Source organism: Variovorax sp. Varisp41 (genome assembly GCF_047325085.1).
GTDB lineage: Bacteria > Pseudomonadota > Gammaproteobacteria > Burkholderiales > Burkholderiaceae_C > Variovorax.
Window position 1 is genome coordinate 280,210 of the sequence record NZ_CP168540.1, and the last position, 21,384, is coordinate 301,593.

General features: G+C 70.8%; 18 protein-coding genes. 11 read left to right on the forward strand and 7 right to left on the reverse strand.

Translation table 11 applies throughout. The features are described from left to right. Positions 1 to 17: 17 nt before the first annotated feature. The 8 genes from ACEN9J_RS01195 to ACEN9J_RS01230 all read left to right on the forward strand — a co-directional run bounded on the left by ACEN9J_RS01195 (position 18) and on the right by ACEN9J_RS01230 (position 9,647). Complete coding sequence (locus ACEN9J_RS01195) at positions 18 to 443, forward strand: carboxymuconolactone decarboxylase family protein (protein ID WP_057596430.1); 426 nt, start codon at positions 18 to 20, stop codon at positions 441 to 443. Further along, positions 440 to 1,669 carry an MFS transporter gene (locus ACEN9J_RS01200; RefSeq protein ID WP_413763062.1) on the forward strand — a complete coding sequence of 410 codons (1,230 nt, stop codon included), beginning with the start codon at positions 440 to 442 and terminating at the stop codon, positions 1,667 to 1,669. Before ACEN9J_RS01195 ends, ACEN9J_RS01200 begins: the two co-directional genes overlap by 4 nt. Next, a complete protein-coding gene (locus ACEN9J_RS01205; RefSeq protein ID WP_413763063.1) occupies positions 1,666 to 2,430 on the forward strand; it encodes an alpha/beta fold hydrolase in 765 nt (254 codons plus the stop codon). The genes ACEN9J_RS01200 and ACEN9J_RS01205 overlap by 4 nt, the downstream gene beginning before the upstream one ends. Positions 2,431 to 2,621: 191 nt before the next feature. After that, positions 2,622 to 4,499, forward strand: coding sequence for a bifunctional sugar phosphate isomerase/epimerase/4-hydroxyphenylpyruvate dioxygenase family protein (locus tag ACEN9J_RS01210; RefSeq protein ID WP_413764657.1), 1,878 nt, complete (start codon positions 2,622 to 2,624; stop codon positions 4,497 to 4,499). Between the two features lie 56 nt (positions 4,500 to 4,555). Beyond that, positions 4,556 to 5,968, forward strand: a complete 1,413-nt coding sequence (locus ACEN9J_RS01215) for an MFS transporter (RefSeq protein WP_261206643.1) — start codon at positions 4,556 to 4,558, stop codon at positions 5,966 to 5,968. Positions 5,969 to 6,029: 61 nt separating this feature from the next. Then, positions 6,030 to 6,725 carry a DsbA family oxidoreductase gene (locus ACEN9J_RS01220; protein WP_057596432.1) on the forward strand — a complete coding sequence of 232 codons (696 nt, stop codon included), beginning with the start codon at positions 6,030 to 6,032 and terminating at the stop codon, positions 6,723 to 6,725. A gap of 101 nt (positions 6,726 to 6,826) precedes the next feature. Next, on the forward strand, positions 6,827 to 8,410 hold the full coding sequence (locus ACEN9J_RS01225; protein ID WP_413763064.1) for a DUF1800 domain-containing protein: 1,584 nt from the start codon (positions 6,827 to 6,829) through the stop codon (positions 8,408 to 8,410). 25 nt (positions 8,411 to 8,435) lie between these two features. Then, positions 8,436 to 9,647 carry a DUF1501 domain-containing protein gene (locus tag ACEN9J_RS01230; RefSeq protein WP_413763065.1) on the forward strand — a complete coding sequence of 404 codons (1,212 nt, stop codon included), beginning with the start codon at positions 8,436 to 8,438 and terminating at the stop codon, positions 9,645 to 9,647. Positions 9,648 to 9,650: 3 nt separating this feature from the next. On the opposite strand, the gene ACEN9J_RS01235 is transcribed toward ACEN9J_RS01230, so the two are convergent. Continuing rightward, positions 9,651 to 10,277 carry a hypothetical protein gene (locus ACEN9J_RS01235; RefSeq protein WP_057596434.1) on the reverse strand — a complete coding sequence of 209 codons (627 nt, stop codon included), beginning with the start codon at positions 10,275 to 10,277 and terminating at the stop codon, positions 9,651 to 9,653. A gap of 15 nt (positions 10,278 to 10,292) precedes the next feature. Next, positions 10,293 to 11,300: a hypothetical protein gene (locus tag ACEN9J_RS01240; protein ID WP_413763066.1), complete on the reverse strand. Its 1,008-nt coding sequence runs from the start codon at positions 11,298 to 11,300 to the stop codon at positions 10,293 to 10,295. 139 nt (positions 11,301 to 11,439) lie between these two features. Between ACEN9J_RS01240 and ACEN9J_RS01245 the strand changes: the two genes are divergently transcribed. From ACEN9J_RS01245 to ACEN9J_RS01255, 3 genes are all read left to right on the forward strand, one after another. Further along, positions 11,440 to 12,501, forward strand: a complete 1,062-nt coding sequence (locus tag ACEN9J_RS01245; protein ID WP_413763067.1) for an NAD(P)H-dependent flavin oxidoreductase — start codon at positions 11,440 to 11,442, stop codon at positions 12,499 to 12,501. 30 nt (positions 12,502 to 12,531) lie between these two features. After that, positions 12,532 to 13,200 carry an alpha/beta hydrolase gene (locus tag ACEN9J_RS01250; protein ID WP_057596437.1) on the forward strand — a complete coding sequence of 223 codons (669 nt, stop codon included), beginning with the start codon at positions 12,532 to 12,534 and terminating at the stop codon, positions 13,198 to 13,200. Positions 13,201 to 13,378: 178 nt separating this feature from the next. Continuing rightward, positions 13,379 to 14,311, forward strand: a complete 933-nt coding sequence (locus ACEN9J_RS01255; protein WP_057596438.1) for a DUF3014 domain-containing protein — start codon at positions 13,379 to 13,381, stop codon at positions 14,309 to 14,311. Here the strand turns inward: ACEN9J_RS01255 and ACEN9J_RS01260 are convergent. The 5 genes from ACEN9J_RS01260 to ACEN9J_RS01280 are packed head-to-tail and all read right to left on the reverse strand — an operon-like array spanning position 14,308 to position 21,157. Then, positions 14,308 to 14,904 carry a glycerol-3-phosphate responsive antiterminator gene (locus tag ACEN9J_RS01260; RefSeq protein ID WP_057596439.1) on the reverse strand — a complete coding sequence of 199 codons (597 nt, stop codon included), beginning with the start codon at positions 14,902 to 14,904 and terminating at the stop codon, positions 14,308 to 14,310. The genes ACEN9J_RS01255 and ACEN9J_RS01260 overlap by 4 nt on opposite strands. 10 nt (positions 14,905 to 14,914) lie before the next feature. Then, a complete protein-coding gene (locus ACEN9J_RS01265) occupies positions 14,915 to 16,465 on the reverse strand; it encodes an FAD-binding oxidoreductase (protein WP_413763068.1) in 1,551 nt (516 codons plus the stop codon). Then, on the reverse strand, positions 16,462 to 18,141 hold the full coding sequence (locus tag ACEN9J_RS01270) for a glycerol-3-phosphate dehydrogenase/oxidase (RefSeq protein ID WP_208510386.1): 1,680 nt from the start codon (positions 18,139 to 18,141) through the stop codon (positions 16,462 to 16,464). Before ACEN9J_RS01270 ends, ACEN9J_RS01265 begins: the two co-directional genes overlap by 4 nt. Continuing rightward, positions 18,138 to 19,697, reverse strand: a complete 1,560-nt coding sequence (locus ACEN9J_RS01275) for an FGGY family carbohydrate kinase (protein WP_413763069.1) — start codon at positions 19,695 to 19,697, stop codon at positions 18,138 to 18,140. The genes ACEN9J_RS01270 and ACEN9J_RS01275 overlap by 4 nt, the downstream gene beginning before the upstream one ends. Then, entirely contained in the window at positions 19,694 to 21,157 is a 1,464-nt protein-coding gene (locus ACEN9J_RS01280) for an MFS transporter (protein WP_413763070.1), read from the reverse strand. The genes ACEN9J_RS01275 and ACEN9J_RS01280 overlap by 4 nt, the downstream gene beginning before the upstream one ends. Between the last annotated feature and the right edge of the window lie 227 nt (positions 21,158 to 21,384).

A 21,384-nucleotide genomic window follows, 5' to 3' on the forward strand; every position in this document is an offset into this window, starting at 1 on the left:
AACAAGGATTCCCGGACATGACTTCCTCTTCCGACACCCCCGCCGACGGCTACGAATCGGGCCTGCTCAACCGCCGCCGCGTGCTCGGCGACGCCTGGGTCGACCGCTCGCTGGCCAACCGCAACAGCTTCAATGCCGAGTTCCAGGAACTGATCACGCGCCATGCGTGGAACGACATCTGGGGCCGCCCCGCGCTGGGCGACAAGACGCGCCGTTTCATGGTGCTGTCGATGATGCTCGGCATCCACGCCTACGAGGAATTCGCGATGCACGTGCGCGCGGCGCTCGACGGCCCGCCCGAGTCGCGGCTCACGCCCGAGGACATCAAGGAAGTGATCATGATGGCCGCCATCTACTGCGGCGTGCCGGTCGCCAACCACGCCTTCGGCATCGCCACCGGCATCCTGCGCGAGAAGGGCCTGCTGCCTGCGGCGGCGCAGTGAGCGCGCCGCAAGGACCACCAGCAAACCTGAAGGGCCGCTGGCACGCCGGCTTCGCGCTGCTGCTGCCGTTGCTGCTCGCGGCCCAGCCCGTGGCCACCGACAGCTACCTGCCGGCGCTGCCCGCGATCGCCAAGGAGCTCGGTTCGGCCAGCACCAGCCTCACGCTGTTCGTGCTGGCCTTCGGCTTCGCGCAACTGCTGTGCGGACCGCTGGCCGACCGATTCGGGCGCCGGCCGGTGCTGCTGGCGGGCCTGGGCTGCTATGCGCTGGCCGCGCTCGGCGGCGCCTTCGCGGGCAGCGTGTTCATGCTGGCCGGCTGGCGCACCTTGCAGGGCTTCTCGATGGCGGCGATCCTGGTCTGCGCGCGCGCGGCGGTGCGCGATCTGTATCCGGCCCACGAGGGCCCGCACGTCATGGCGCGCGGGCTCACGGGGCTGGGCGTGGTCGGGCTGGTGGCGCCGCTGCTCGGCGCCTGGCTGGTGCAGGGCGCGGGCTGGCGCTGGGTGATGGGCGCGATGGCGCTCTATGCGCTGGTGCTGTTCGCGCTGTGCTGGCGCTCCTTCGGCGAGACCCGGCCGAGCTTCGTCGACACGCCCTCGGCGCCGCGCGGCAGCACGCGCGTGGTGTTCGCGAGCCGCGCCTTCCGCGCCTGGGCCTCGGTGGCGGCCTCGACCTATGGCGGGCTGTTCTGCTTCCTGCTGCTGTCGCCGATGGTCTACATAGGCTACCTCGGCTGGTCGCCCGCCTGGTACGGCTGGATCCCGGCCGGCGGTTCGCTGGTCTATATCTTCAGCACCACCATGTGCCGCCGGCTGCTGCGCCGCCACGGGCCGGTGCGCACCGTGCAACTGGGCGCCTCGCTGAGCATGGCGGGCGCCGCGATCCAGGTGCTGGGCTGCTGGCTCGCGCCGCTGAGCGCGGTGCCGCTGCTGGCGGGCCATGCGGTCTATTGCCTGGGCCACGGCATCCACCAGCCCTGCGGCCAGGCCGGCGCGGTGGGCGACCTGCCGCAGCTCGCGGGCCGCGCCGTCTCGTGGTCGGGCTTCGGCATGATGATGGTCGCCTTCTGCGTCGGGCAGTTCGCCGCGCTGTTCGTCGATGCCGACTATTCGAACGGCGCCTGGCCGATGGTGATCCCCATGGTCGCCGCCGCCTGCTCGCTGCTGACCATCGCCTTCTTCTGGCTCCCCCGTCTTCATCCCCTCTCGAAGGAACCCGCACCATGACCCGTCTGAACCTCGTCCGCGAAGGCAATGGCCCGATCGTCGTGCTGAGCCATGCGCTCGGCTGCGACCTCCGCATGTGGGACGGCGTGGCCGCGCAGCTCGCGCGTGCCCACACCGTGCTGCGCTACGACCACCGCAACCACGGCGCCTCGGAGCGCGTGCCGGGCGCTTTGCGCATCGAGACGCTGGCGCAGGACGCGGCCGAGCTGATCCAGCGCGAGGCCGGCGGCGAGCCGGTGCACTTCGTCGGCCTGTCGATGGGCGGCATGACGGCGCAGGCGCTGGCCGTGCGCCATCCCGAGCTGCTGCGCACCGTGACCATCGCGAACTCCTCGGCCCACTATCCCGACCAGGCACCCTGGCGCGCGCGCGCCGAGACCGTGGCCGCGCGCGGCGTGGCCGCGATCGCGCCGGGCGCGGTGTCGCGCTGGCTCACGCCGGCCTTCGCGGCCACGCCCGAGGGCCAGGTGGCGGCCCAGCAGCTGCAGGCGGTGTTGCTGGCCAACGATCCGCAGGCCTACATCGAGAGCTGCAACGCGGTGGCGGCCATCGATTTCCGCGACAGCAACCGCCGCGTCGCGGTGCCCACGCTGGTGATCGGCGGCCTGCAGGACGAGGCCACGCCGTTCGCGATGTCGGAAGCCATCGCCGCGGCGATCCCCCACGCGCGGCTCGCCAGCATCGATGCCGCGCACGTGAGCGCGGTCGAGCGGCCGGTCGAATTCGCGCAGCTGCTGATCGATTACTGGCGCAGTCTCTGATTCGGCGGGGTCATCGGCGGTCCATCGGACCTAGGTGTAACCCCTGATTCGTGCGAAATTCGCACGATGGCGTTCGATGATCGATCAAAAGCTACGCTAAATGGTTGTGGGCACGGGCCGGCGTTCCTAAAGTCGCTCCCGTGAACACGCACCAGCCCTCCGCCGACCTTTCGCAGCGCGCCGCGCCGCGCATGCACCGCTCGATCGCCACCGTCTCGCTCAGCGGCACGCTGCGCCAGAAGCTCGAGGCGATCGCCGCAGCGGGCTTCGACGGCATCGAGCTGTTCGAGAGCGACTTCGTCAACTTCAAGGGCACGGCCGTCGAGCTGCGCGGCCTCGCGGCCGACCTGGGCCTGGCGATCGACCTCTACCAGCCGTTCCGCGACTTCGAAGGCATGCCCGAGCCGCAGTTCCGCCGCGGCCTGGAGCGCGCCGAGCGCAAGTTCGAGCTGATGGCCGCGCTGGGCGTGCCGCTGATGCTGTGCTGCTCGAACACCTCGCCGCTCGCGCTCGACGATCCCGCGCGCGCCGCCGCGCAGCTGCATGCGCTGGCCGAACGCGCCGCGGCCCATGGCCTGCGCGTGGGCTTCGAGGCGCTGGCCTGGGGCCGCTTCACCTCGCGCTATTGCCAGGCCTGGGACCTCGTGCGGCGCGCCGGCCATCCCGCGCTGGGCCTGATCCTCGACAGCTTCCACACGCTGTCGCTGCGCGACGATCCGGCCGGCATCGCCGACATCCCGGGCGAGAAGATCTTCTTCCTGCAGATGGCCGATGCGCCGCAGCTCTCGATGGACGTGCTGCAGTGGGCGCGCCACCACCGCGTGTTCCCGGGGCAGGGCGACTTCGACGTGGCGGGCTTCTATGCGCAGGTGCTGCGCGCCGGCTACACCGGGCCGCTGTCGCTCGAGATCTTCAACGACCTGTTCCGTGAGACGCCGAACCGCCGCACCGCGGTCGATGCGATGCGCTCGCTGCTGTACCTCGAGAGCCAGGTGCGCGAGTCCGTTCCCTCGGCACGGCCCTTGTTGTTCGATCCGCCGAATGCGCCGGCCTTTCGCGGACTGTCCTTCATCGAGTTCGCGGCCGACGAGTCTTCGGCCGGCGCGCTCGGCACGCTGCTGCAGCAACTGGGCTTTCGCCGCGCGGGCCGCCATCGCTCGAAGGCCGTCACGCTCTACCGCCAGGGCGACATCCACATGGTCGTGAATGCGCAGCCCGAGAGCTTTGCGCGCACGCGCTTCGAGGCGCACGGCACCTCGGTCTGCGCGCTGGGCGTGCGCACCGACGATCCGCAGGCCGCGGTGGCGCGCGCCACCGCGCTGTGCTCGCAGCGGCACGACAGCCCGGTCGGTCCCGGCGAGCAGGCCGTGCCCGCGATCGTGGTGCCGGGCGGCAACCTGCTGCATTTCATTCCGTCGTCGCTCGGCGCCACGGGGCTCTACGAGGCCGACTTCATCCTCGAGCCTGGCGAAGCGCAGGGCGAAGAGGAGGGCGATGGCGCCGGCCTGCGTGCCATCGACCACGTCGCGCTCGGCCTCGCGCTCGACCAGCTCGACACCTGGGTGCTGTTCTCGCGCGCCGTGCTCGGGCTCGAGGTCGGCGAGAGCCTTGAGCTGGCCGATCCCTTCGGCCTGATCAAGAGCCGCGGCGTGGCCGATGCCGCGCGCAGCCTGCGCCTCGTGCTCAACGTCTCGCTGAGCCAGCGCACGCGCACCGCGCGCACCGTGCATGCGCAGGGCGGCGGCGCGGTGCACCACGTGGCGCTGCGCAGCGACGACATCTTCTCGTCGGTGGCGCGGCTGCGTGCCAACGGCGTGCGCTTCGTGCCGATCTCGGACAACTACTACGACGACCTCGCCACGCGCATCGCGCTCGATGCCGCGCTGCTCGAACGCATGCGCGCGGCGGGCGTGCTGTTCGACCGCTCGCCGGCCGGCGACTACCTGCACATCTACACCGAGAGCTTCGGGGACGGCCTGTTCTTCGAGGTGGCGCAGCGCATCGGCGGCTACGACGCCTACGGCGCGCTCAACGCGCCGGCGCGCATGGCCTCGCAGGCCCAGGACTGATTTCCCTTTCGTTCATCCATTCACCCGCTCATCCTCGTCCACACCGGAGACAACCCATGGCGAACACCAAGGCTCACGAGCCACAAGGCAAGCACCAGTCGAAGAAGGCCGCCGCCAGCGGCTGGATCGGCTCGGCGCTCGAGTACTACGACTTCTTCATCTACGCCACCGCCGCGGCGCTGATCTTTCCGCAGATCTTCTTTCCCAAGGGCGACCCGACCACGGCCATCATCGCCTCGCTCGCGACCTACGGCGTGGGCTATGTCGCGCGGCCCATCGGCGCCTTCGTGCTCGGCCACTGGGGCGACACGCACGGGCGCAAGCAGGTGCTGATCCTGTGCATGTTCCTCATGGGCTTCTCGACCGTGGCCGTGGGCCTGCTGCCCACCTACGACCAGATCGGCCTGGCGGCGCCCGCGCTGCTGGTGATCCTGCGGCTGATCCAGGGCTTCGCGGTGGCCGGCGAGATCTCGGGCGCGAGCTCGATGATCCTCGAGCACGCGCCCTTCGGCCGGCGCGGCTTTTTCGCGAGCTTCACGCTGCAGGGCGTGCAGGCCGGCCAGATCATGGCGGCCGCCGTGTTCCTGCCGCTCGCGCACTACATGCCGGAAGAGGCCTTCAACTCGTGGGGCTGGCGCATTCCCTTCCTGCTGAGCTTCGTCGTCATCATCGCGGGCTACATCATCCGCCGCGAGGTCGACGAGACCCCGGCCTTCGCCGAGGCCGACAAGAAGGGCGAGGTGCCGCGCTCGCCGATCGTGCAGGCCTTCACCGACAGCTGGGCCGACATGCTGCGCGTGGTCTGCATGGCGCTGATGAACGTGATCCCGGTGGTCGCCACCATCTTCGGCGCCGCCTACGCGGTGCAGTCGGCCTACGGCATCGGCTTCCAGAAGGACGTCTACCTGTGGATCCCGGTGCTCGGCAACATCCTCGCGGTGCTGGTGATCCCGTTCGTGGGCAACCTCTCGGACCGCATCGGCCGCAAGCCGCCGATCATCGTCGGCGCGCTGGCCTCGGGCCTGCTCTCGTTCGCCTACCTCTATGCCATCAGCGTGCGCAACGTGCCGCTCGCGATCTGCATGTCGTTGCTGATGTGGGGCATCGTCTACCAGGGCTACAACGCCACCTTCCCGAGCTTCTATCCCGAGCTGTTCCGCACCCGCAACCGGGTGTCGGCCATGGCCATCTCGCAGAACATCGGCACCACCTTCACGGCCCTGCTGCCCGCGCTGTTCGCCGCGGTCGCGCCGCCCGGCTCCAGCAACATCTGGCTCACCGTGGGCAGCATCACCTTCGCCGTGACCGTGCTGGCCGCGCTGGCCGCGATCAGCGCGCGCGAAACCTACCGCGTGCACATGAACGACCTCGGCGATCCGGATGCCGTGCCGGTCGACAAGGCCGAGTACGACCGCCTGCGGGCCCAGACCCTGGGCGCGAGCCCAGTGACGGCGCGCGCCACGGCCTGACGCCGCAGGGGTGGGGCGGCGGAAGACCTTGCACCTGACAAGGCCGCCGCCGCGCGGAAGAATGGCGGCCATGACCAGCCCATCCTCCTCCCACCTCAAGATCGATTTCGTCTCGGACGTCTCCTGCCCCTGGTGCGCCGTCGGCCTGGGCTCGCTGGAGGCCGCGATCGCCCGCGTGGCGCCCGGGGTGACGGCCGAGCTGCACTTCCAGCCCTTCGAGCTCAACCCGCAGATGCCGCCCGAGGGCCAGGACACCTTCGAGCACCTGAACCAGAAATACGGTTCCACGCGCGAGCAGCAGGCGCAGATGCGCGAGGCCATCCGCCAGCGCGGCGAGGCCGTCGGCTTCGTCTTCAATCCCGAGGGCCGGCCGCGCATCTACAACACCTTCGACGCGCACCGGCTGCTGCACTGGGCCGAGCTCGAGGACGCGGCCAAGCAGGTCGCGCTGAAGAAGTCGCTGCTCAAGGCCTACTTCACCGATGCCGAGAATCCTTCCGACCCCGAGGTGCTGGTGCGGCTCGCGGCAGCGGCGGGTCTCGATCCGGCACGGGCGCGCGAGATCCTGGCCAGCGACGAATACGCGGCCGAGACCCGCGCGCGCGAGCGCATGTACACCGACGCGGGCATCCACTCGGTGCCCGCGATCATCATCAACGACCAGCACCTGATCTCGGGCGGCCAGCCGGTGGAGGTGTTCGAGCGCGCGCTGCGGCAGATCGCGGGCGCGCAGCCCAGCGCGGTGGCGTCGGCCTGAGCCACGGGGGCGTTTCGCCTTGAAACGAAGCTGACCGGCAGCTTTACACGGCGCTGGCATCCTGGGTCAACCGCGCACCGACGGCGCGGGTTGAACCCACCATGCACATCTCTTCGATCCGGTCGCGCCTCGCACGGGGCGCATGGATGGCAGCCGCCGCGCTGTGGCTCGCGGGCTGCGCGCTCGGCACGCGGCCCGACGCGACGCCGCTCGCTTTGCGCGGCGCACCGCCCGATGCACTGACCCAGCTGCGCTGGCTCGACCGCGTGAGCTGGGGCGCGAACGCGAGCGGCCAGGCCGAAGTCGAGAAGCAGGGCCTCGCGGTGTGGATGGGCCGGCAACTGAAGCCCGCGCCGCAGCCGCTGCCGGCAGAAGCCCAGGCGCAGATCGACACGATGGAGATCGCGCGCACGCCCGTGGACACGCTCGCGATCGCGCTCGATGCCGAGCGCAAGTCCGCCGATGCGCTGGCCGACGAAGACCAGAAGAAGGCCGCGCGCCAGGCCTACCAGCAGCACCTGAACCGGCTCGCGCGCGAGGCGCAGCAGCGCTTCGTGCTGCGCGCGCTCTATTCGCCGAACCAGCTGCAGGAGCAGATGACCTGGTTCTGGATGAACCACTTCAACATCAGCTCGCGCAAGGGCGGCAACATGCGCGCGCTGATCGGCGACTACGAAGAGAACGCGATCCGCCCGCATGCGTTGGGTCGCTTCCGCGACCTGCTCGGCGCCACGCTGCGCCATCCCGCGATGCTGCGCTACCTCGACAACGCGCAGAACGCCGCCAATCGCATCAACGAGAACTACGCGCGCGAGCTGATGGAACTGCACACGCTGGGCGTGGGCAGCGGCTATTCGCAGGCCGACGTGCAGGAACTCGCGCGCGTGCTCACCGGCGTGGGCGTGAGCCTGCAGCCGGCCGATGCGCCGCCGCCCAAGCTCAGGCCCGCGATCGCCGCCGACTACCGGCGCCAGGGCCTGTTCGAGTTCAATCCCAACCGCCACGACTACGGCCCCAAGACGCTGCTGGGCGAGCCGATCCGCGGCCGCGGCCTGGCCGAGGTCGACGAGGCGCTCGACCGCCTCGCGCGCGCGCCGGCCACCGCGCGCTTCGTCTCGCGCAAGCTCGCCGTCTATTTCGTGGCCGACGATCCATCGAACGCGCTGGTCGAGCGCATGGCCGCGAGCTTCACGCGCAGCGACGGCGATATCGCCGCCACCCTGCGCACGCTGTTCGAGTCGCCCGAGTTCACGGCCTCGCTGGGCCGCAAGTTCCGCGATCCGGTGCACTACGCGATCGCGGGCGTGCGGCTGGCCTACGACGGCCGCGTGGCGGCGAACGTCGGCCCGTTGCTCAACTGGATCGACCGCATGGGCCAGCCGCTCTACGGCCATGAGACGCCCGACGGCTATCCGCTGCACGAGGCGGCCTGGGCCAGCGCGGGGCAGATGAACACGCGCTTCGAGATCGCGCGCATCCTCGGTGCGAACGGTGCCGTGCTGTTCCGCACCGATGCCAAGGCGCCGCTCGAGAGCCCGGCCTTCCCGCCGCTGGCCGAGTCGCCCGCGGTGCGCGAGATGCAGACCGGCTTCGGTGCCGGCACGCGCGAGGTGCTCGCGCAGGCGAAGAACCCGCCCGAATGGAACACGCTGCTGCTGGCCGCGCCCGAGCTGATGCGCCGCTAGCGCCCCCTTGAAGAAGGACAAGCCGATGCAACGCCGAGAACTGCTCCGTTTCGCCGCCGCCGCGCCGCTGGCCGGCGCCGCCGCCCGCTTGATCGCCGCGCCGGCCGCCGAGGGCGCCAAGCTGCTGGTCGTGTTCCTGCGCGGTGCCTACGACAGCACCAGCCTGCTGGTGCCCACCTCGAGCGATTTCTACTACGCCTCGCGGCCCGGCATCGCGATCGGGCGACCGGGCGCCAGCGGCGGCGCGCTGCCGCTCGATGCCGACTGGGGCCTGCATCCCGCGCTCGCGCAGAGCGTGATGCCCCTGTTCCAGCAGAAGCAGGCCGCGTTCATCGCCTTCGCCGGCACCGACGACCTCACGCGCAGCCACTTCGAGACGCAGGACGGCATCGAGCTGGGCCAGGCACTCGACCGCCGGCGCGACTACCGCTCGGGCTTCCTCAACCGCCTCGCCGGCGTGCTCGGCGCGGGGCCGCTCGCCGACGTCTCGCCGATGGCCTTCACCGACCAGTTGCCGATCTCGCTGCGTGGCGATGCGAGGGCCGCCAACATGGCGCTCGCGGGCAATGCGCGGCCCACCCTCGATGCGCGCCAGAGCCAGCTCATCGCCTCGATGTACCGCGACACCCCGCTCGCGCAGACCGTGGCCGAGGGCTTCCAGGTGCGCGACGAGGTGCGGCGCGCGATGCAGGCCGAGATGGATGCCGCGAGCCGCAACGCGATGACAGCCAAGGGCTTCGAACTGGTGGCACGCCGCATGGCCGCGCTGATGCGCGAGCGCTACGACCTCGGCTTCGTCGATGTCGGCGGCTGGGACACCCACGTGGGGCAGGGGGCGGCCACCGGCTACCTCGCGAACCGCTTCGAGGAACTGGGCCGCGGCCTTGCGGCCTTCGCGCAGGAGATGGAGCCCGAGAACTGGCGCCAGACCGTGGTGGTGGTCATCAGCGAGTTCGGCCGTACCTTCCGCGAGAACGGCAACAAGGGCACCGACCATGGCCATGGCACGGTCTACTGGGTGCTCGGCGGCGGCCTCTCGGCGCAGGCCGGCGGCCGCGTGGTCGGCGAGCAGCAGGCGCTGACGGCCACCACGCTGTTCCAGAACCGCGACTATCCGGTGCTCAACGAATACCGCGCGGTGCTCGGCGGTCTGTTCCAGCGCATGTACGGGCTCTCGCCCGCGCAGGTCGCGAAGGTGTTCGACGGCGTGACGCCGAAGGACCTGAAGCTGGTGTGAGGCTCACCAGAACTTCCACCAGGGCCTGCGCACCGGCGCGGGCGCGGCCGAGGTTGCGGGCCGCTGCGCGCGCGCGGGCACGCCGCCCAGCGCATTCGCGCTGAAGCGCACGCTCGGCGAAGCCTTCGCGGTGGCGGCGGCGCGCGCACGGCCGTAGTTCATCGTCGGTGGCGCGAAGTTCGACGGCATGCCGTCGTCGTGCACGGCCAGGGTGCCGCCCGCGCGTTCCACCAGCAGCTGGTAGTAGTGCCAGACGTTGTCCTCGGGGCCGTTGACGATGCGGTTGTAGGCGCGGCGCCAGGGCCAGAACAGCTGCTCGCGCTGGGCGCTGCGCATGCCGGGGTAGCTGTCGTCGCCGAGCGCGACCACGCCCCATTCGGCGCCATGGTTGCGGCGGAATACCTCGCCCACGTAGCTGCCCAGGCCCTTGGCATAGTCGAAGACCTGCGCGTCGCTGGGCTTGTCGTTGCGCGCGCGCAGGTGCAGTTGCTGCAGCAGCGCCTCGACCTTGCGGATGCTGGCATCGGTGAAGTCGAGCGCCACGTCGAAGTTGCGGCGCGCGCGCTCGATCATCTCGGCCGCGGCCTCGGTGGCCTCGGCTTCGATGCGGCGGTCGGGGATGAAGCCCATCGCTCGGCGCCCGTCTCAGAACGAGGGCACGGGATTGCGGCCCTGCACCAGCGCATAGGCGCCGTTGCGCAGGCTGTAGACCAGCTGCTCGTCGACGGTCTGCACGCGCAGGTCGTTCGCATCGCGCGTGCGCGCGCCCTTGAAGACGATCTGCAGCTCGCCCGGATCGTCCTGCGTGCCGAGCGCGAACTCGGGCTTGCCGTCGATGCGGAAGCAGGCGCCGCGCGGCGCTTCCTCGGGGCGCGTGGCCTGCAGCACCGACTCGCAGGCGCCGTCGGCACCGCCGTTGTCGGCGCCCAGCGGCACGCCCTCGATCAGTTGGCGCACCTCGGCCGCGCCGATCTCGTAGACCGAGAGCCAGCTGCCGCAGTAGCCCTGCCAGCAGCTGCCGCTCGTGACGGTCAGCACGAAGCGCTGCGGCGCGATGCGCTCCACGCGCGTGAGGCCGATGTTGCCCGAGAAGCCGAGGTAGTCGACGCCGTCGTTGCGGCCCGCGAGCTTCCAGCCCGCGTCGCCGTGCTCGAAGAAATAGGCACCGAGCCATGCGCCGGCCACATGGGCATCCATCGGCTGGCCGCGGTCGTCCACCGGCACGGTCTCAGTGAGCAGCACGGCATGCGTGTCGTCGAGCCGGACCACCTCGCGCGCCGAGACCTGCGCACGGGTCGGAGAGAAGCCCTCGGTCATCGGCTTGCCGTCGTTGCCGATCTCGGGCAGCTGCACGCTGTCGGTGCGGCTCGCGGTCTCGCCGGCGGGCGGCGGCTCGAACAGCAGCGCCATCAGCGCATCGCGCTGCAGCGTGGCCGAGAATTCGGGCCGGGGCGTGGCAGGCGGCGCCGGGTCCGTGGCGGCGGGCATGGCCTCCGCGGCGGCCGTGTCCTGTGCCGAAGTCGCACTTTCGGATTCGTTCTTCGTGCAACCCGCGAGCAGCATGAACATCACGGTACTAACGGCGAGCCCCGCGAGCGATGCAAGGGGCCGGCGGTGCGGAACAGGGCGGTTCGACGGGGTCGTTGTGCGCATGCGGGCATTGTTGCTCAAGCCGCGCCGATGACCCCGCGCGGGCGGCGCGACCGCGCTTCCCTTCAGAATCGGGCGTGCGGCGCGCGCATCGGCACGCCGCCCCTTCCGAAGAATCCCCGTTCGCACTGGAGCCTCTTTCATGACCACCACCTCGACGCTGTTGCAACTGCTGGGCACCGAACTGCCGCTGATCCAGGCTCCCATGGCGGGCGTGCAGGGCAGCGCGATGGCGATCGCCGCGAGCAATGCGGGCGCGCTGGGCTCGCTGCCCTGCGCGATGCTCTCGAACGACGCGATCCGCACCGAAGTCGCGGCGATCCGCGCGGGCACGACGAAGCCCTACAACCTCAACTTCTTCTGCCACCAGCCGCCGGTGCCGAGTGCCGAGCGCGAGGCCACCTGGCGCGCCGCGCTCGGTCCCTACTACGCCGAGTTCGGCATCGACCCCGCGGGCATCGCGGCCGGCCCGGGCCGCAATCCGTTCAGCGCCGAGATCGCCGAGCTGCTGGCCGAATTCCGCCCGCCGGTGGTGAGCTTCCATTTCGGACTGCCCTCGGCCGAGCTGCTCGCGCGCGTGAAGGGCTGGGGCGCCAAGGTGCTGGCCTCGGCCACCACGGTCGAGGAGGGCCGCTGGCTCGCGGCGAACGGCGCCGACGCGGTGATCGCGCAGGGCCTCGAGGCCGGCGGGCACCGCGGCCATTTCCTGTCGCACGACCTCACGGCGCAGCTGGGCACCTTCGCGCTGCTGCCGCAACTGACGCAGACGCTGCGCGTGCCGGTGATCGCCGCGGGCGGCATCGCCGATGCGCAGGGCGTGGCGGCCGCGATGGCGCTGGGCGCAGCGGGCGTGCAGGTGGGCACGGCCTACCTGCTGGCCAATGAGGCCACCACCAGCGCCATGCACCGCGGCGCGCTCAAGAGCGAGGCCGCGCGCCACACCGCGCTGACCAACCTGTTCACCGGCCGGCCCGCGCGCGGCATCGTCAATCGCGTGATCCGCGAGCTGGGCCCGATCGGCCCCGCGCCCGAGTTCCCGCTCGCCACCTCGGCGATCGCGCCGCTGCGTGCCAAGGCCGAGGCCCAGGGCAGCGGCGACTTCTCGCCGCTGTGGTCGGGCCAGAACGCGAGCGGCTGCCGCGAGCTGCCCACCGCCGATATCACGCGCTCGCTCGCCGAAGGCTTCAAGGCCTCGGTGCGCTGACAGGACCTTCCGCTTTCCTCTTCCATCGACATGACCACGCTCCAACTGCCGCTCCAATTCCTCGAACAACCGACCGCCGCCGGCACGCGCGATCCCTGGCTGCTGGTGCTGATGCATGGCGTGGGCAGCAACGAGCAGGACCTGTTCGGCCTCGCGCGCCTGATGCCGCCGCAGTTCCATGTGCTGAGCCTGCGCGCGCCCTACGTGCTCACGCCGGGCTCCTATGCCTGGTTCGAGTTCGAGGTGCTGCCGGACGGCCAGCGCCGCATCGACGAGGACCAGGAGCGCGAGAGCCGCTTCCTGGTCGGCGAGATGCTGGCCTCGGCCTCGGCGCAACTGGGCATTCCACCCGAGCGCGTGGTGGTCGGCGGCTTCAGCCAGGGCGGGATCATGGCGCTGTCGCTGCTGCTGACCAGGCCCGCGTCGATGCGCGCCGCGATGGTCTGGCACAGCCGGCTGCTGCCGCAGGTGCTGCCCCAGGTGGCCGCGCCCGAGGCCTTCGAGGGCAAGTCGCTGTGGGTGAGCCATGGCAGCGCCGACAACGTGATTCCGCCCGCGGCCGCGCAGGCCACGCGCGAACTGGCGCGCGGCCTGCCGCTCGCGCTCGCGGGCAGCGATTTCCCCGGCGGCCACGAGATCCGGCCGGCCGAGCTGCAGGGCACGCTGGCCTGGCTGCAGTCGCTCACGGCCGCGCACTGAGCGCCGAGCGCGCGCCCCGGAAACCGGTGGCGCCGCAGGCGTGTCGAAGGTGGGCTGAACTTCCGTGTGGCGAGGGCGTCACACGGGGTTACGAGGACCGGCGCGTTCCGGTCCTCTTGTTCGTGCAACATGACGGTACGTCATCACGCACCGCACGCCACAGGAGAGACACGCCGCCATGCCCGAGAACGACAACAACGACTTCCGTGCCGAACGCGACATGAGCACCGCGGGCGAGACCCGCGACTACGCACCGCGCCGCGAACGCTCCATGCTGCCGTGGGCACTGCTCGTGCTGGTGCTGCTGGTGGCCGGCTACTTCGGCTGGCGCTGGTACCAGCAGCAGCAACAGCCCGTGGCTCCGCCGGTGGCCGCCACCACGCCCGAGGACGCACCGCCCGCACCCGCGCCGGCCCCCGTGGCCTCGGGGCCGCAGAATCCGGTCGACGCGCTCGCGCCGCCCGATGCCGCGCTGCCCTCGCTGGCCGATTCCGACTCGCGCGTGCTGAAGGCGCTGGCCGAACTGCTCGGCGGCAAGAACGCCAATGCCTTCCTGCGCCCCGACGGCGTGGTGCGGCGCTTCGTCGCCACGGTCGACAACCTCGCGCGCGAGCAGGCGCCCGCCAGCGCCTGGCCGGTGCAGCCCACGGGCCAGCGCTTCATCACCGAAGGGCAGGGGGCCAACCAGACCATCGCGGCCAACAATGCCGCGCGCTACAACGGCTTCGTGCTGCTCGCCGAATCGGTCGATCCGGCCAAGGCCGCGAGCGTGTATGCGCGGCTCTATCCGCTGTTCCAGCAGGCCTATGAAGAGCTCGGCTATCCGGGCCGCTATTTCAACGACCGGCTGATCGCCGTCATCGACCACCTGCTGGCCGCGCCCGAGCCCAAGGGGCCGGTGCAGGTGCGCCTGGTCGAGGTCAAGGGCGACTATCCCTCGCAGCGCCCGTGGACGCGCTACGAGTACGTCGATCCCCAGCTCGAGTCGCTCAGCGCGGGCCAGAAGATCATGGTGCGCATGGGCCCGGAGAACGAGCGCAAGCTCAAGGCCAGCCTGCGCGCGCTGCGCCAGCAGATCGCCACGGGCGAGGTCGCGAAGAAGAAATCCTAGCCCGCCGCGCCGGTCTTCGGCGCCTGGATGTCGAGGCTCCACATCGCGGTGTCGCTGGTCGACACCGCCACCGCGCCGGCCGCGAGCGCGCTGCGCACGTCGTTGGTGGTGATCACGAAGCCCGAGGCGACGATCGGCGGCAGCGCGTTGCGCTCCTTGATCGAGATGTGCGGCAGCATCGGCGCGGGCATCAGCTGGACCAGGTTCGGGTCGCTCTGCTCGAGCGCCTTCACGCTGCGCGGCCAGGTCGAGCGGTCGGTCACGAACACCTTCTGCATGGTCAGCAGGCCGGCGCGGTTGGCGCGCTGGATGGTCGCCACGCGCGTGGACACCAGGCTGGTCGCGCCGATCTCGGCCAGGTACTCCACGCCGCCCTTGTCGGGCGAGATGCCCTCGCAGCTGTCGATGTTGACGATGGCGATCTTGTCCGCGCGCGTGATGGTCGCGACCACGGCCTGCAACCGGCGCAGCTCCACGTTCGCGACGATGGCGATCTCGCTCGCGCTGTCGACGAAGCTGTCGATCTGCTCCGCGCCGTAGAGCGTCGCGATGATCGGGTGCCGCGCGAGGCGCGCGCCGAGGGAACGGTCCATTCGATGGGGCTCAGTCTGCGGAAGGGGGCAGCTCGTCGGTGAGGCCGAGCTTGCCCGGGTTCAGGATGTTCTTCGGGTCCAGCGTGCGCTTGATCGCCTGCAGCACCGGGAAGGCGCTGCCCAGCGAGTCGGCCATGTAGGGTGCGCGCAGCAGCCCGACGCCATGGTGATGGCTCAACGCGGCATTGTGGCGCACCAGCACCGCGTTGGCCGCGTCCCAGGCCGCGCGGTACCAGCGCGCGCGGTCCGCCACCTCGACCTCGCCACGCAGCGAGAAGTAGAGGCAGGCGCCGTCCACGTAGGCGTGCGACTGGTGGGCCGAGCCGGCCAGCGTGCCGGGCACGGCGTTGATCGCGGCCACCACCTCGTCGTAGATCGCGCTCAGGTCGCTCCAGCGGCCGCTCATCTCGAGCGTGTCGGCCACGAAGCCCGGGCTGCGCTTGAAGCCCTCGGCGCTCTTGCCCGTGAGGTAGCGGGTGTCGAGCCAGCGCTCGAAGATCACCGGCCCGTCGAGCTCGCGGCCCAGCTCGCGGCAGGCGCGCTCGCTGATCGCCATGACCGCGTCGACCATCTCGGGCGCGCCCTCGTCGGCGATCAGCAGGACATGCGTGTCGGTCAGCTCGAACTGCACCTTGCTCTCGAGCGCGTCGTACAGCCGCAGCGCGGCCGGATTGGCGCCGCGCTGCATGATCTGGCGGCAGGCCTCGAGGCCGGTGGCGAAGCTGTCGAAGCCGAAGGCGATGGCGCGGCCGTAGTCGGGCAGGCGGTGCAGCTTGAGCCGCACGCGCACGATCACGCCGAGCGTGCCCTCGGAGCCGATGAACAGCTGCTGCAGGTCGGCGCCGACCGCGGCGCGCGAGTAGCCGCCCACGGTGACGAGGCTGCCGTCGGCCAGCACCACGTCCATGCCGAACACCATGTCCTCGATCTTGCCGTAGCGCGTCGAGAGCTGGCCCGCGCCGCGGCAGGCGACCCAGCCGCCGACCGTGCTGATGCCGAAGGACGAGGGCCAGTGGCCCATGGTCATCCGATGGTCGCGCTGGATGGTCTCCTCGAACACGTCGCCGAACATGCCGGCCTCGACCTCCACGATCTGGCTCTCGGCATCGAAGCCGATGAAGCTGTTGAGCTCGCAGACGTCGAGCACGATGCCGCCGCGCACCGGCAGCGCCGCGCCGGTCACGTTGCTGCGGCCGGCCGATACGGTGACTGGAATCGATGCCGCGTGCGCGATGCGCATCACGGCCTGGATCTGCTCGACGCTCGACACGCGCACGATCGCGGCCTGCGGCGTGGCGGGGCGGCCACCGGTCTCGCTGACCATGGAGCCGGCCCACCAGTCGCGGGTCCAGGCCACCACGTCGGCGGTGGCGGTGAGCACCTCGTCGGCGGCCTGGCGCAGCGCCTCGAGCTGCGCGGGCGGCACCGCGATCGGCGCGCGCTGCAGGCCCGCCGGGCCGTCGGTGGCCGCGATGGTCTTCGCATAGGCCGGTGGCGTGTGCGCACCGACGATGTAGTTGCGGCGGTTGTAGCCGCGCTGGATGGCGTCCTTGCTGATCATCTGCTTTCTCCCATGAGGATGGATTTTTCGTGTGCGAGGGCGGCGCGGTAGCTGGTGACCTGCTGCGCCGTCTCGGCGGGGGACAGGCCGAGTTCGGCCTGGAGGATTTCGCCCACGCGGTCCGCGGCGCGGCCCGAGGCGTCGCGCGCCATCAGGCGCGCGCGGATGCGCCGCGACAGCACGTCGTCGACGGTGCGGGCGAGTTCGTGGCGCACCGCGTAGACGATCTCGGCCTCGCTGTAGGGCAGGCCTTCGACGATCGGCTTCTGCAGGCCGGGGTCGTCCTGCAGGATGTCGCTGACGAAGCGCGCCTCGGTGCCGTAGCGCTCGCCCAGGTGGGCCGAGAGCCCGCCCGAGGCGGTGATCGCCTGCGCGTCGTAGCCGGCCGCGCCGAGCAGGAAGGCCGACTTGGTCTTGCAGCCGGCGCGCCGGCCCAGCACCTTCTGCGCGGCATCGATGGTCTGCTCGGCCATGTGGCGCGAGGTGGTGAGCTTGCCGCCGACGATGGTCAGCAGCCCGTCGGAGGCGGTGCGGATCTCGTGGTTGCGCTTGATCTCGAGCGTCTTGCCGCCGGGCGGCGCCACCAGCGGACGGCAGCCCGCGATGCTGCCGACCACGTCCTCGGCGCGCAGGTCGGTCTTGAGCGCCGAGCGTGCGCCCTCGAGCAGGAAGTCGAGCTCCTCGCGCGTGCAGCAGACGTCGTCGAGGTTGCCCTCGTAGTCCTCGTCGGTGGTGCCGAGGTAGGAGACGTTGCCCCAGCGCGTGATGGTCGCGCGCCGGTTGCGGCCCGGCACCGGGATGGTCACGGTGCAGTCGTTGCGGATCTTGAGCCAGGGGATCGCCACGTGCACGCCCTTGGCCGGGCGCACGTTGAGCGTCTTCTCCTCGTTCTTGCGCCGACCGTCCCAGTCGCGCAGCCAGACGCCGGTGGCCATCACCACGACGCGGGCGCGCGCGCGGATCTCGCGGCCGTCGGCCTGCACGATCGCGCCGTCGACCTTGCCGTGCGCGTCGCGCGTGATCTCGATCGCCTTCGCGTGGTTGAGCACCGCGGCACCGTGGAAGGCGGCGGTGCGCGCCACGTTGAGCGTGAGGCGCGCGTCGTCCACGCGCGCGTCGAAGTACATGAAGCCGCCGGTCAGGTGCTCCTCGCGGAAGGTGGGGCAGTGCGACAGCACCTCGGCCTTGCTGAGCTTCTGGTGCAGGATGCCCTCGCGCCAGCCGCCCGCGATGTCGTAGGTCCACAGCAGGCTCTCGAAGGCCTTGGCCAGGCGCTTGTCGAACACGCCCTCGCGCTCCATCACCGGGAACAGGAAGGGCAGGCGCTGCACCAGGTGGCGCGCGTTGCGGCGCAGGCGCTGGCGCTCGAGCAGCGAGTGCCGCACCAGGCCCAGGTTGCCCTGCTCGATGTAGCGCAGGCCGCCGTGCACCATCTTCGAGGACTTCGACGAGGTGCCGAAGGCGAAGTCGTCCTTCTCGACCAGCGCGACGCGGTAGCCGCGCAGGCTGGCATCGAGCGCGGCATAGGCGCCGGTGATGCCGCCGCCGACGATCAGCATGTCGAAATGCTCGTCGCCCAGGCGCGCGAGCAGGTCGGGGCGGTGCAGGCGCAGGGGCTCGGTGGCCGTCATCTCGGCGCGGTCCCTGGCCGGTCGAAGGGATGGCAGGACCCTCATCGTGGAAGTTCTCCTGGCGTGGTGGAAAGTGGTGCGTTCTTGAAGCGCTGCGCATGCGCGAGCTCGGAGTCGACCCGTGCCTGCCATTGCGCGCGCCGGGCCTCGCGCTCGTCGGCGCCGATCGCGGGTTCGAACACCGCGTCGGTGGCCAGCGTGGTGCGGGCCTCCTGCAGCGAGGGCCACAGCAGGCCCGAGGCACCCGCGAGGAAGGCGGCGCCGCGCAGGCTCGCGCGCTCGGTCTCGGCCATGCGGCGCACCGGCATGCCGCTGAGGTCGGCCTGGATCTGCAGCAGGGTCGAGCTGCCCGACAGGCCGCCGCCGACCACGAGTTCGGACACCTGCAGGCCCGAGACCTGCTCGTTGGCCGCGATGCACGCGGCCACCGAATGCGCAATGCCCTCGAGCACCGCGCGCGCCACCGCGGCGCGCGTGGTCGCCATCGAGATGCCGGTGAGCGAGGCGCGCGCGGCCGGCTCCATCGCGGGCACGCGCAGGCCCGTGAGGGCGGGAACGAAGCTGACGCCGTTCGCGCTCGCGGCCTCGGCCGCCAGCGCGCCGATCTGCGCCGCGTTCTCGAACCACTGCAGCTTCTCGCAGACCCAGTTGAGCGCGGAGCCGGTGGTGGCCACGTAGGTCTCGACCGCGAAGTGCGAGACGCCGCCCGAGCGCCGCGCCGTCATGGCGAGCGTGCCCGGATGCAGGCCCGCGTCGAGGGGCGGCACGGTGCCGGTGATCACGTCGACGAAGCTGCCGGTGCCGTGCACGCACATGGCCTGCGCGCGGTCGAGACAGCCCAGGCCGACGGCGCCCGCATGCTGGTCGCCCGCGCAGGCGAGGATCGGCACCGCGATGCCGAGCAGCTCGGCGCGCGTGCGGCCCAGGTCGCCGGCATCCTCGCGCAGCGCGGGCAGCAGCGCGCGCGGAAAGCCCAGGGTGTCGATCCACTCGAGCTGGTAGCGGTGCTCGGCCAGCACGTAGGCATTGCCCGAGGTCACGTTGGTCGGCGTGGTCACGCATTCGCGCCGCTCCGACAGGTGCCACAGCAGCCAGCTGTCGATGGTGCCGAAGCCGAGCCGGCCTTGCTCGAAGGCGTGCGCCACGGCCGGCGTGTCGCGCAGGTGGTGCGTGGCCCAGAGGTAGGGCGAGCGCACGCCGACCGGGCGGCCGAGCTGGCGCATCAGCGGCGCGTCCCATTCGGGCGCGAGGCGCGTCAGTTCGTCGACATGGCGCGTGTCCTGCCAGACCATCACGGGCACCAGCGCGCGGCCCGTGCGGGTGTCCCACAGCACGGCCGAGCAGCGCTGGGTGGCGATGGCGAGCGCGGCGATGCGCTTGCCCTCGGCCTGCGCGCGCGCCACGCTGGCGCGGCACACGGCCAGGGTCTTCGCGAGGATCGCGTCGGCGTCCTGCTCGACCACGCCGGGGCGCGGCGTGTCGACCGAAAGGGGCGCGTACTCGAGGCAGGAGACATGGCCGTCGCGGCCGACGACCGCGGCGCGCGTGCCCGAGGTGCCTTCGTCGATGGAGAGGATCACGTCCTCGGTGCGGGATGTCATCGGTTCATTTTTCCCATGGCGGGTTGGAGCGATTCGGTGGCGGCGCGCGTGTCGTCCTGGAACTGCGGCGCGCCGGCTTCGTTGTCGGGATTGATTCCGGTACGGGTCGGGTCCCAGCGGATCGCGAAGCAGATCGCGCTCGCGACCAGCGGCACCACCGAGAGGATCAGGAAGGTGTGCTCGAGCCCGTACTTCTCGCGGAACAGCGGGAACACCAGCAGGCCCAGCGCCGCGCCGATGGAGCCGAGCGCGCCGATGATGCCGTTGGCCCCCGCGCGCAGCTCGCTGCGGAAGGACAGCGAGGACAGGCTCTTGCCGTTGGCGCCCGGTCCGCCCGAATGGAACAGGATGAACAGCGAGGGCACCGCCACCGCCAGCCACAGCGGCATGCGGCCATGGAACAGGCCCAGCGTCAGCAGCATGAGGAACACCATCGCGAAGCCGAAGGCCGAGGCGCGGCGCAGGCCGAGCTTGCGGCCGATCCACGGCGAGAGGAAGCCGCCGAAGATGCCGAACACGTTGAAGGCCAGCGCGCCGATGGTGGCCTGCGCGAAGTCCTTGCCGAACAGCGTGGCGCTGATCAGCGGCAGGTACCAGCCGACCGCGAAGTACTGGATCGACTGGCCGATCTGCACCGTGGCCGCGAGGATGGTGCGCGGCAGGTAGACGCCGCGGAAGATCAGCAGCACGTTGGCCGCGCCGCGGCGGGCCTGGTTCGTGACCGGCACGCGCTCATGGCGTGGCGCGGCGGCGAAGCGCTCGGCATAGATGCGGCTCATGGCGGCGGCGGCCTCGTCGAGCCGTTCCTTGCGCGCGAGCCAGACCGGGCTCTCGACCAGCAGCGCGAACTGCAGCAGCAGGATCGCGAGGCCGAACACCGCGGTGGCGGCCACCGAGTAGCGCCAGATCGAATCGCCCACGTTCCACGAATAGAACATCAGCGCCAGCAGCAGGTTGCTGCACACGGCCAGGTACCACATGCCCTGCCAGGTGTTGAGCCGGCTCTTGAAGCGCGCCGGCGTGAACTCGGCCAGCACCGCCATCGCGATCGCGAAGTCGATGCCGTAGGCCGCGCCCACGAAGAAGCGGCCGACCAGGATCGTCTCGAAGCCCGGCGCGAACACCACGATCACGGCGCCCGTGACGGCCAGCACCTTGGCGAGGATCAGCGGCCGGATGCGGCCCCAGCGGTCGGCCATCCAGCCGCCGATGGGATTGAAGGCGATCGCGACCCACGAGGCCATCGAGGTCATCAGCGCGACCTGCGCGGCGCTCAGCGAGAGGTTGCGCGTCATGGGCCCGAGGCCCGCGCTCAGTGCGGAATTGGAAAAGGCGTCGAGGAACAGTCCGCCGAGTGCGAGCCACCAGATGACGGCGGCCCGGCCCTTGATGCCCTGGCGTGAATCCAGGTAGGCGATGACATCGTCGATGCCGCGGATCTTGAGCGCGTTGGGTTGCACAGTTGTCTCCATTGGAATAATCCGCAAGAAGACGATGCAAACCATGCAGGCGCGACAAAGCCATCTCACAGATGGTCTTTAAATCTGAACCTGCGCCGAAATTCTAAGTGCGAAGTTTTCAATCCGTCAATGAATGTGATTCGAGGCGGTGTTAACCACTAGAACCGCCAGAAGCCACCGTGTTGCATCTGTTCCCGCGGGGACAAACAGCGGCGGGCCTCGTTCCT